Source organism: Flavobacterium sp. FPG59 (assembly GCF_002150205.1).
Taxonomy (GTDB): domain Bacteria; phylum Bacteroidota; class Bacteroidia; order Flavobacteriales; family Flavobacteriaceae; genus Flavobacterium.
The window spans coordinates 1-12,000 of record NZ_MTCA01000001.1; the positions used below are offsets into that span (position 1 = coordinate 1).

The 12,000-nt window shown below is 34.4% G+C and carries 8 protein-coding genes; 3 read left to right on the forward strand and 5 right to left on the reverse strand.

All coding sequences use genetic code 11. The features are described 5' to 3' along the window. Nucleotides 1–354 precede the first annotated feature (354 nt). Nucleotides 355–681 carry a helix-turn-helix transcriptional regulator gene (locus tag FPG59_RS00005; RefSeq protein ID WP_086452575.1) on the reverse strand — a complete coding sequence of 109 codons (327 nt, stop codon included), beginning with the start codon at nt 679–681 and terminating at the stop codon, nt 355–357. A gap of 853 nt (nt 682–1,534) precedes the next feature. On the opposite strand from FPG59_RS00005, the gene FPG59_RS00010 reads away from it, so the two are divergent. From FPG59_RS00010 to FPG59_RS00020, 3 genes are all read left to right on the forward strand, one after another. Continuing rightward, on the forward strand, nt 1,535–4,528 hold the full coding sequence (locus tag FPG59_RS00010) for a SusC/RagA family TonB-linked outer membrane protein (protein ID WP_086452576.1): 2,994 nt from the start codon (nt 1,535–1,537) through the stop codon (nt 4,526–4,528). A 19-nt stretch (nt 4,529–4,547) separates the two neighbouring features. Beyond that, a complete protein-coding gene (locus FPG59_RS00015) occupies nt 4,548–5,957 on the forward strand; it encodes a RagB/SusD family nutrient uptake outer membrane protein (protein WP_086452577.1) in 1,410 nt (469 codons plus the stop codon). Nucleotides 5,958–6,021: 64 nt separating this feature from the next. Then, nucleotides 6,022–8,544: a prolyl oligopeptidase family serine peptidase gene (locus FPG59_RS00020; RefSeq protein WP_165425750.1), complete on the forward strand. Its 2,523-nt coding sequence runs from the start codon at nt 6,022–6,024 to the stop codon at nt 8,542–8,544. A gap of 43 nt (nt 8,545–8,587) precedes the next feature. On the opposite strand, the gene FPG59_RS00025 is transcribed toward FPG59_RS00020, so the two are convergent. The 4 genes from FPG59_RS00025 to FPG59_RS00040 form a co-directional block, all read right to left on the reverse strand. Beyond that, nucleotides 8,588–8,866: a DUF6520 family protein gene (locus tag FPG59_RS00025; protein ID WP_086452579.1), complete on the reverse strand. Its 279-nt coding sequence runs from the start codon at nt 8,864–8,866 to the stop codon at nt 8,588–8,590. A gap of 89 nt (nt 8,867–8,955) precedes the next feature. After that, nucleotides 8,956–10,440 (reverse strand): MauE/DoxX family redox-associated membrane protein, encoded by a 1,485-nt coding sequence (locus FPG59_RS00030; protein WP_086452580.1) that lies wholly within the window; start codon nt 10,438–10,440, stop codon nt 8,956–8,958. An 87-nt stretch (nt 10,441–10,527) separates the two neighbouring features. After that, complete coding sequence (locus tag FPG59_RS00035; protein WP_086452581.1) at nt 10,528–11,448, reverse strand: AraC family transcriptional regulator; 921 nt, start codon at nt 11,446–11,448, stop codon at nt 10,528–10,530. A gap of 37 nt (nt 11,449–11,485) precedes the next feature. Further along, nucleotides 11,486–11,869 carry a hypothetical protein gene (locus FPG59_RS00040; RefSeq protein ID WP_086452582.1) on the reverse strand — a complete coding sequence of 128 codons (384 nt, stop codon included), beginning with the start codon at nt 11,867–11,869 and terminating at the stop codon, nt 11,486–11,488. Nucleotides 11,870–12,000: the final 131 nt, after the last annotated feature.

Below are 12,000 nucleotides of genomic sequence, written 5' to 3' on the forward strand. Positions count from 1 at the left end.
CAGTAAAGGAGGTAGAGGAGAGAGAGAATTCTATTCACGATGAGAAATAAAATCGATTTATTCAATTTTTTTTTTAACCGTTAGACTGAAATGAGTTAAAGGATATTTTGCGGTTTTACCATTCTTGCCCATATTCATAAAAATTTACTTTTCATTTATAGGCTGAAATCTAATAACTTTTTGTAATTTGTAGTACTTTTACTTTCTTTAGGAAGTTTTGCAAATTAATATTTTAAAGCTTACAATATGTTTAGAGAGTTACACTTATAGCATGAAATCAATTCTTCAGTTTCTGATAAGTTTAAATGCCAAATTGATAAGTTTTTCATACCGCCATAAAACAGAAAAAGATGCTTAAGCATCTTTTTTTGTGTTCGTTTTTAAAACAAAATCGTCATTAATCTTAGAACCATATTGTTTTTCAATCAATTTGAAAAATTCAGATAATTCAATTTTTTTGTAAAAGCAGATAATTGCCAGTGTTGATAAAGGTATTCGGTAGCCATCATCATTTTTAATCTTAGTTAGAACATGAGGATGTATTCCGAGTTCTTGACTTTGAGATAGATTTGATTTTTCATCTGAAATCCATTCTTTTTTAATGTAGTTACAAACAAATCTATCGAGCAAAAATATTTTTGCTTCATTACTTTTGTTGCTATTACTTTTATTATTAACCATTACGGCAAAAGAAAATATTTTTCATGAATTTTATTGGCACGATAGTGCTAGTTTTGAATAACTTTGTTATATTTGTAACATAATTAATATATTTGCGATTCTTCATATAAAATATTTGAAGCATTCGCTTAGAATCTCGTATCAGAAAATTGGCGTTTTATAACCACGAGATGATAAGTAAGATGCTCACGTCCCATGGCGTGGGCTCACTTATTTGTGGTTAAGGTATGCCAATGCCTCTGATGCAATAAGCTGAGTTCCATGCCATTTTTTATGCGCAAAAGTTACTCCCTTTTATTCTTAGCTAATCTTCTTTTTTACAGTATCGTAAATCAATCAATTAATTGAATTAGTTTGTTTGGAAACGCACTGCCTGCGTTGGGCTGCAACTGGCAACGGCAGTGTACTTTCCTAAATAAACAATATAAATTCAAAAGCCTTTGCATCCAAAAAAGAGTGCTCTCAAGATCTGTGGTAATAGCAATAGTGCAAATCGAAATAATAAATTGAAAAACAGCAAACAACAACGAAAAGATGAAATACTATAAAACTATAAAAGTTACTTTAATTCTAGCTTTCATTACGCTGATAATTTGTTGGCTTTATGGTTCCGATGCTTTTATATAAATAGCAATAACTAAGAAAAATAACTATTTATTTTCACATCACACAGCGTGCTTAGATGTAATAACACCTAATAATATTCAGATAACGCCTATGACTTAAAAAATAAAAATCTATGCCTTAGCGCTTTCGAGGCTAATCACAAAAAAAGGCCCTCTAACTCTTCTTGGCGGACGAATAGAGGACCAAAGCAAACTAAACCGAAGTCTCATTTAACCAATTCAAAAGTATGAAAAAAAAATCATTTTTGAAGTTTTGGACAACAACACAACTGTCCAAACTGTACTGCATCCTTTTCCTGTGCTTCTTTGCAGGATTAAATGCTCAAACACGATCTATTAAAGGCAAAATCACCGATGATACCAGCACAGTTCCTGGCGTAACCATAAAGGTTAACAATAAGCCAACAACAGCATTTTCTGATGAAAATGGAAATTACACAATACTAGCAGCTGAGAATGATGTTTTGGTTTTTTCCTATCTAGGCTATAAAACGATTCAAATTGTAGTTGCAAATCAAGCAACTATTAATGTAAAATTGACTGAAGATGCAACGACTTTAAAAGAAATCGTAATAAATGCTGGATATTATTCTATTAAAGAAAAAGAGCAAACCGGTAGCATTGCAAGAATGACTGCGAAAGACATCGACAAGCAACCTGTCACAAATGTATTAGCCGCAATGCAAGGAAGAATGGCAGGTGTCAATATCATTCAAGATGGGGGAACTCCCGGCGGTGGTTTCCAAATTAAAATTAGAGGTCGTAACAGTATTCGCCTTGATGGAAATGAACCATTATACATTATTGATGGAGTTCCCTATTCAAACGAGTCCATAGGAAGTGCGAACACATCAACGGCATTACCAAGCCAAGCCAGCCCGCTCAACAGTATTAATCCCAATGATATAGAAAATATCGAAGTATTAAAAGATGCCGATGCGACTGCAATTTACGGCTCAAGGGGAGCAAACGGTGTGGTCTTAATTACTCGAAAAAAAGGAAAGTCAGGTAAAACAAACATTTCAGTAACTGCCTCAACAGCCGTTGGTACAGCGACTAAATTTGTAGATCTGATGAATACGGAGCAGTATCTGTCGATGCGTAAACAAGCATTTATCAATGATGGAATTCCAATATCGGATACTGATTATGATGTAAATGGAGCTTGGGATCAAACTCGATATACCAATTGGCAAAAGGAATTATTAGGCGGTTCAGCAACAATTAATGACTTTAGAACCAGTATCTCTGGTGGTAGTGAAACAACACAATTCTTGATGAGTGGGAACTACAGAACCGAGGGAACAGTCCTTCCGGGAGATTTCAGGTACATTAAAGGAGGGATTCTTAGCTCAATAAACCACACTTCTTTAGATAAGAAATTCAAAATCTCTTTTTCGGGAAATTACACGGCACAAGACAATCTACAAGCAGCGACAGATTTGACATTAACAGCGCGTTATTTGGCACCAAACGCTCCCGCACTCTACGATTCAAATGGAAATTTAAACTGGGAAAATGATACCTTCGAAAATCCTTTGGCACCTCTAAAAAGCACCTACCGTGCGAACACCAATGACTTGGTGGCCAACAGTGTGTTGTCATATGAACTAATTCCAGGTTTAGAAATAAAATCAAACTTTGGTTTTACCGATTTAAAAACCAAAGAAGTGCGAACGATACCATCCACCATTTACAATCCCGTTTACGAAGTTGGGAGTGACAATTCCTTAATGTACTTAAACCTTACCAGCAGACAATCATGGATTATAGAGCCACAACTAAGAGGTTTCAAAAATTTTGGAAACCACAAATTTGATGTGCTACTGGGGATGACTAGCCAACAGCAACGTACAGAACGCCTATTTCAATCGGGTATTGGTTTTGCAAACAACAATCTGATTAACAACTTAGCTTCTGCAATTACAAAAAACACAACCAATAGCGATACTTTTTTATACCGTTATCAAGCTTTTTTTGGTCGCATCAATTACAGTTACGACGAAAAATACTTTTTAAACTTTACAGGTCGTCGGGATGGCTCCAGCCGATTTGGGCCAGGCAAACAATATGCTAATTTTGGTGCTATTGGTGCTGCATGGATTTTTAGCAAAGAAAAATTCAATCCAGAAAACAGTAAAATGAGTTTTGGAAAACTCCGTTTTAGTTATGGAACTACGGGCAATGATCAAATTGGAGATTATCAGTTTTATGATACCTACGGTACAACTGGTGCTAATTATCAGGGCATAATTGGGTTACAACCTACACGACTTTATAATGCCGATTTTGGATGGGAAACCAATCGTAAACTAGAATTAGCTTTAGAAACTGGTTTTTTTAAAGACAGAATTTTTAGCACGCTAGCGTTGTATAGGAATCGCTCGTCGGATCAATTGGTGGGTATTCCTATGCCAGCTACAACAGGTTTCTTGTCATTGAATGCGAATCTTGATGCTACCGTTGAAAATTCAGGTTTTGAATTTTCCGTAAGAACCCTAAATATTGATTCAAACTCTTTTAAATGGTCAACGAACTTCAATGTGGCCGTTGCAAAAAATAAACTACTTTCTTTCCCGAATCTTTCAGGTTCCACTTTTGCAAATCGGTATGTGATTGGACAATCAATTGATATTGTAAAATTATACCAAAGCAAAGGTGTTAATCCACAAACAGGATTATACGATTTTGAAGATTTAAATGGGGATGGAAGCATAACAGCAGGAGACAAGCAAATTATCAAGGACTTATCTCCTAAATATTTTGGAGGCATCCAAAACCAATTGGACTATAAAAATTGGCAATTGGATTTTTTATTGCAGTTCGTAAAAAGAGACAATTACGATTACATATCAAATGTTCCGGGCGGTGGTCAAGTAAACCAAAGTAACAATAGTGGTGATGCTTGGCAGCAAATTGGAGATCAAAGCAGTTCGCAACTGCACACTACAGGACTAAATGGTGCAGCGGTAAGCACCTATTATAGGTACATAGAAAGCGATGCTGTAATTACAGACGGCTCTTTTATCAGACTAAAAAATATTTCACTTTCCTATGATATTCCGTTACAAGCGACCACTAATGTAAAATGCAAACTTTTTATTCAAGGTCAAAACCTACTGACATTTACATCTTACAAAGCAGGTGATCCCGAGTTTAAGTTCTCAGGATTCCTCCCTCCGCTAAAAGTGATCAGTGGTGGAATGACTTTAAACTTTTAATCCTCAAAAAAATAGTAATATGAAAAATTTACAATTTATAACGGTACAAACAAAGCCATTTCAGGTGTATCGCATTCTTTTGGTTTTGGCACTGATACTGTCTTCAAGTTCTTGTAGCGATTTTGTCGAGGTTCCATTACCTAATTCTCAGCTTACAGGAACTACAGTTTTTGAAAGTGAATTGACAGCAAATGCAGCAATGGCACAAATCTATGCACAACTTCGTGACGGCGGCATCCTATCTGGATTACCTACTGGTGCATCTGTTAGAATGGGATTGTACGCTGATGAATTACAAGATTATACCAACTCTACAATTGCCCTACCTATTTACAACAATGCGCTTACGGCTGACAATGCTACAGTGGCATCACTTTGGACTTCAAGCTATAGTCAAATATATAACGCAAATTCGGTTATTCACGGTGTTGAAAATTCGACTAGGTTACCTATTGCGGTTAAAAACAGAGTGTCGGGCGAAGCACTATTCGTTCGTGCTCTAGTGCATTTTTATCTGTTGCAAATTTATGGTAGCATCCCCTATATTACAGGAACCAATTATGAAATTAATAGAAAAGTTACTCGCAGTTCTGCTGATGAAGTATATACAGAAATCGCGAAGGATTTGGAAAGTGCCAGTACTAGATTGCCTGAAAACTATAGTTCTTCGGATCGTGCCAAACCCAATAAAATGGTGGCCAAAGCTATGTTGGCCAGAGTATATTTATACATGAATAAAAATACAGAAGCAGCAAATGAAGCAACTACTGTTATTAATAGTCCGCTTTATGCTTGGGAAACGGATTTAAACAAAATTTTTCTAAGAAATAGTAAAACTACTATTTGGCAATTAGCATCAGCAACAGCGGTACGAAATAGTAATGAAGGTACAACTTTTATTTTCGTATCTGGACCTCCACCAGTTTGTGCGCTTCGTGCCGATTTTATGAATGCATTTGAAACAGGCGACCAACGCAAAGTGAATTGGACAAAGTCAGTTACCACCGGACTAAATACTTGGAATCATCCCAATAAATACAAACTACGTACCGCAACAACAAGTTCGCAGGAATATTCTATTGTGTTGCGTTTAGCAGAACAATATTTAATTAGAGCCGAGGCAAGAGCAAAACTAGGCGATTTAGCGGGTGCAAAAGAAGATTTAAATAAGATAAGAACAACCGCAGGCTTACCAATAATTACCTCAACTATTGCAACTGAAATTTTAACTGAAATTCAAAAACAACGAAGATTTGAGTTTTTTACTGAACACGGCCATCGCTTTTTTGATTTAAAGCGCAGTGGAACAGCCGATGGAATACTATCTGTTTCAAAACCAGGCTGGAACAGTTCAGATGTTTTGTGGCCTATTCCAGAGCTAGAATTGAATGCAAATCCAAATTTACAACCACAAAATACAGGTTATTAAAGTTATGAAGCTATTAAAAAACCATAGTAATCACAATTTAGGTTATTCTTGTAAAAAAACAATTTTGAAATTTTGGATAGTAATATCCTGCTCTATTTACGGGCAGGATAATTCCAAAAGGAATATTGCTGAATCAGAGTATGAAAGGTGGGGCAAATTAGAAAACAGAGCTATTTCCCAAAAGGGAAACTGGATATCATTTGATATGCAGTACAGCAATGGTTCAGATACATTATTTGTAAAACATACGCAGAAAAATATTGGATTTAGTTTTCCACTAGGAACACAGGGCAAATTTGGCGGTGAAATTGCATTTGGTGCCTTTCAAGGAGATAAAGTAATAGTAACCAATTTAGAAAATAGTGAAAGTACTGTTATATCGAATAGTGCTGCTTTTGAATTTGCCAACAGCGGAAAAATTATTGTGAGCTATTCCAATGATGGGGAATTAATACTAAGGAATATCAAAAATGAAGAAATCATTCAACTTCCAAATGTAACGGAATACCAATTGGACCAGCCTAATAATATCCTGTTTTATCTCACTAGCCATGAAGGGAAAAGTAGTTTCGGAACAATAAATCTTGGGACAAACCAAAAAACAGAATATTACACAACGCAAAACAAATTATCTGGTCTAACATTAGCAGAATATGGCAAAGGTGTTTTTTGGCTGGAAGAGGGCATCAACGGGAAATACACAAAACTGAATTTCTACAAAACCCAAGATAAAAGTATTCAAACCTTTGAACCAAAATCATTCTTAAATTTTCCAGAAAAGCATGAAATTGTTACCACAAAATCTTTCAAAATTTCAAGTGATGGTAAAAGAGTGTTTTTTGGAATCGCGAAAGTCAAAGAAGAGGCAACACCAAAAAAAGACGATGTCGAGGTTTGGGATACAGAAGATTTATGGATTTATCCAAAAGCAAGCAGAGAAAATCTTGAGGGGTACGCCACTTTATCGGTTTGGTTTATTGAAGAAAAGCGGTGGAATACGATTACAAATAAAGAACTTCCTTTTGTACAGCTTAACGGCAGTAAATCAGTTGCAATACTTTACAATCCAACTGCATATGCACCTCATTTTAAGCGCTATGGAGAGGTTGACTATTTCTTGTACAATCTGGCTGATGGCACCAAAAAGTTATTTTTAGAAAAGCAACCTGGTGAAAATTACTTATTGTCTTTTTCTCCAAATGGAGCATACATATGCTATTTTAAAGATAAAAATTGGTGGCTGTACAATATAAAAACACAATCTACGGTGTCAATTGTTCCACCTGCAGGTTCCGAATGGGTTTCAAATGATTTAAAGTACATAACAAGACCACATGTTTTTGGAATGAAAGGATGGAGTGATAATGGAGAATACCTTTTGCTACAAGACGAATTCGACGTCTATCAATTTAACATCAAAACAAATAAACTAAAACGCATTACTAATGGACGAGAAAGCGGTACCTACTTCACTGTAGATGGTTCAAATATCAAGCAAATAGGAAATGACAATTACAATGGTTGGGCTCTTACTGAAATTAATTCAGCTAATAATTTAATCGTTTCATCAAGAAATGCGGCCACCAAGTCACAACAATTTAAATTAGTTTCTACATCCAACACTTTAATTCCAGTAGCAAATAATGCTACAAAATCAGATGAACTGCGTAGAGCCAATAATGAAGTCTATGTCTATCGAGAACAATCACATAATGAGTCTCCCAGAATTGTATCTTTTAAAAACGGTGTAAATAAGGTTCTGTTTGAAAGCAATAATCATGATAAAAACTTTAATCAAGGAAAGGTAGAACTAATTTCATTTTCGAATTCAAAAGGAGACAAACTGCAAGGATTATTATATTATCCGGTAAATTATGAAGTAGGCAAAAAATATCCGATGATAACCAATGTGTATTCGCAAATTACAAACTCATTGCACGAATATAGCATTCCGACTTTATACAACGATACCGGTTTTAATGTAAAGCATTTTGTGCAACAAAATTATTTTGTATTATTACCAGATGTGAAATATTATGAAGGAGAAACCGGAAATAGTGCACTGGATTGTGTTGTTGCTGCAAACAATGCCGTTGTAAAAACAGGAATGATTGACTTAAAGCATATTGGCTTAATAGGGCATTCTTTCGGAGGTTATGAAACAAATTACATTATTACAAAATCGAATATTTTTGCAGCGGCAGTATCGGGTGCAGCAATTTCTGATATGGTAAGTTGGTATTTTAGTAACTCAAAAAGTCTCAATATCCCAGAATTATGGCGAAGTGAATCGCAACAATGGAGAATAGGAAAATCTATTTTTGAAGACAAAGAGTTGTACCTAAAAAATTCACCAATACTTTATGCAGATAATATTACTACACCATTACTGTCTTGGGTGGGTAAAATGGAGACTAATTTACCCTACGAACAGAGTTTACTTTTTTATAATGCATTGAGAAGAGCCAAGAAGAAGAATGTTTTATTGGTATATCCAAAAGACCAGCATGTAATTGTAATCAAGGAGAATAAAATGGACCTTACAAAACGAATTACCGATTGGTTTGACCGATATTTAAAGGAATAAAATAAATAAGTGCAGTTTGAAAAAACTGCACTTATTCGTTAATCTACGGATTAACAGTTCTAAAAAGCGGCGTAGAACAGGTCGTTTCACTATCTTTATCGAATACTTGTGAAGAACCACTCATACAAAAAGCATTTCCAGTAACATCGCAATCTACGTTTACCAGTTTACAACTGGAAGGGAGTGGTGAATGGATATAACCATTAATAATTGCAGTAGCCGTTTGGCTTTCTTTAGCCGTACTAGTGGTTACAGCAGCAGCACTAGCCAATGAGAATGCTACCATTGGAAGCACCATCAATTTTAAAAAATCTGTTTTCATAATAAAAAAATTAATAATTATTATTTCGATCTACTCTTTTCTACAGGTTTTCGATCTTACCCCTGATACCGGCCAGTATATCTTTCATTTTATTTTTTTAGTTGCGTTAACATTGGGGTCCCAAAAGTATATTTTACAATTTGATGTCCTACTATTGCATACAAGGCCTTTTCAGTTATCAATAAATCACTCATTTTCATTTTATTTTCGTGGTAGATGTAGAAACTGAATAAATAGATTTTATTCGTAATATCATAAACATCAATTATAGAAGCATGGTCCCAGTTTTTTTTACTTTCGTAACGACCACGAAGCCCTGATTGATTAAACAAAAGTTCATTAAAGGCAGCACTTCTTAAATTAACAGTATAAGGCGGAGCTGCAAGTTTACTATCCCCTGATTTTTTGACTCTGACTACTTTTAATTTAGCTCTGGTAGTGGTATCTATAGTCGTAACGTGATGGACAAGTTGCAAAGCTGTATCGGCTACAATAAATTGATTCCGATAGAAATACGTATAAACGATTTTCTTTAAACCCTCACTGTAAGTCAGGGTTCCGTCCGTGTCAAAAATACCGTCTATTTGTTTTTGTAATAAGTGCTTTTGCTTTCTAATTTTTAAAGAATCATCTAAAGCTATTGTACCCAATATATTTTCGTAAGTACCTAATTGTTGCCCTCTAAATACACAAAGAGTAGAATCAATTGGCTGTAATGTAGTAAAGTAAGGTTTTTTGGTAACCCAAATGGTAGCTTTCCAATCAGAAACTAAACCCCGATAAATGATAGGAATAGAACCATCATAAAGAAAAAAATGAGCACCCAAAATTTTTGTTTTAACGGCTCTAAAAGGTAAAGTATCCGGAGTAAGTTGAATAGAATATTGTTTTTTATGTTGCAATGTGCTGTCAAACTCAATGATAGTTAAAGGAGAAATGGTATTTCCTAAATAGATATTTCCTTTAGAGTGGCCGGCAAAGTAAAATCCATAATTATTTAAGTTTTTTGTTAAAGTCCTTGATGCAACGTTAGGAGTAAATCGACGAATAAATGGATTTTGCTTCTTCATAGTATCCTCTGATGATAGAAATAAAAAAACAACGAAAAGCACACTTGATACTACTATTAATAACAGTGAGATAATCCCTTTTTTATCATATTGATGAAGCAACAGACTACAACTACCTATGAAAATGAAAAAAAGGTTGAAAATCAAGTGTTCATTCCATCCTAACTTTTCTAAAATTCCACCACAAGAGCATGGAATAAACGAACTAAAATTCAAAATCAAAATAATATATGTAGTAAAAACAGTCATTAAGCCCACTGATAAATAAAGGGCCTTTATTCGACTTACTCGCAGAGATAAAGCAACTACTAGTCCCAATTCCGCAAAAATTACAAGAAACGAGATAGAAGCAGCATAAGCACTTAAAAGTGGAGACTGGCCTAATTGTGTTTGAAAGTTTTCAAAATCAATTAGTTTACTGATTGCAGCATACGTAAACAAAATGATATACAGGAAGCAGACCATCTCTAAAAATACATTTTGTAATTTAATATTCAGTTTCATAGTACTTTTTATTTAAAGCAAAATTCTGAATTATAAAATGACTATAGTTGTCTTTTTGGGAGTAAGAGATGACTAAAACGGATAACTTTAATCCTCAACTGACGAAATAAAACCAACTTCATTTCGCTTTAATTCGTTGGGAGAAAAACCAAATTGTTTTTTAAATGATTTTGAAAAATTTGGATAATTATTAAAACCATTCATGACAGAAATATTTTTTAACGGTATTCCAGTATGTTCAATCATAAAGAAAGCTCTTTTGAGACGCTCTTGATTATAAAACTGATAAATACTAGTCTTAAAAAAATGGCGAAAACCATCTTTTAATTTATGTTCATTAGTACCAAATTTAGAAGAAAGCACCTTTAAGGAGAGAAGGGGTTCTTCAAGGTGTGCTAAAATATAATCATAAAGTTTTTGAATCAATAACGCATCTGCCTTTCGAGTTTTATTATGTTTCTCGTTTTCATTCCCATACAGTAAAGGACTATAAGTATCTTGACGTGCAGGAGTAACCAGATTTATTATAATTTCCGAACCATTAACCAACCTTACAATGTTACTGGCAACCGAAATAGGTAAATGTTCTTTAGGTGTAAAATCTAATGTAATAGTTGTAGGCAAAGTACTATTTGCATCAACTACTTCTTGAAGTTGTTCAAAAGAAGCTGTAGTAATAATGTCCGCCAAAGATAGGTTGATCAACTCAGATTCGGAATGACCCAAAAAGGAAGTAACTTCAGGAGTAAAGCTCTTGATTAAAAAAGACGAATCTAAAACAAATGTGCTTAGAGCTGTAACTTGAAGGGTCTTATGTGTATTAATGTAACCAATTTGAAAAACCGACTCCTGCATTTCTTCCGCTACCATATTAATTAAAACAACTAGCGTTTCCAATTGTTCATCATTTGAACTTAAAGGAATGCGCGTGTTGAAATTGCCACGTGCCATCTCAAATAACATTTGATGAATTGTAACAATACGCTCTTCGTTGTATGTTTTATTCATAAGATTCAACTTTTAATTTTTTATCTTATAGTAAACGCTAAACAAACCCTTTTAGATAAATTAAAGCGTCATCTTCTTTCGTGAAAATTTGAGTAGGTACAGAGGGCTTACTAATCTCTACATAAAAAGTACTAATAATCAAGGAAAGTTTTTCATTTACAATAAGTGCTACTGCTTGCGTCAAAATAGAGCCCGACTGTGCTAAATGATCTCTTCCAGCTTTCTCAGTAGCAACAACACCCCTAATATCACATAAAATAGGATAAGTACATTCGTTTTGAAAATGAATTCTATCGGTTACAACGCACTGGGCTACCCTTAAATCAATAGTAGTATTAGGCTTGTATTCAAAAAAGAGAATGCCCCCAGAGATCCAAAACCTGGCAAAATCATTCTCATAAAAATCATGTGCTGCAATCATGTTTTACGAATTTAATTTTTCTAATTTAACAAAAATATAAACATCTATTAATAAGACACTTGCCAATTTGGGATTATTTGTTGCAATTTGGAAGTTTTAGTTGTCAATTCGGGACTTTGACTTGTTATATC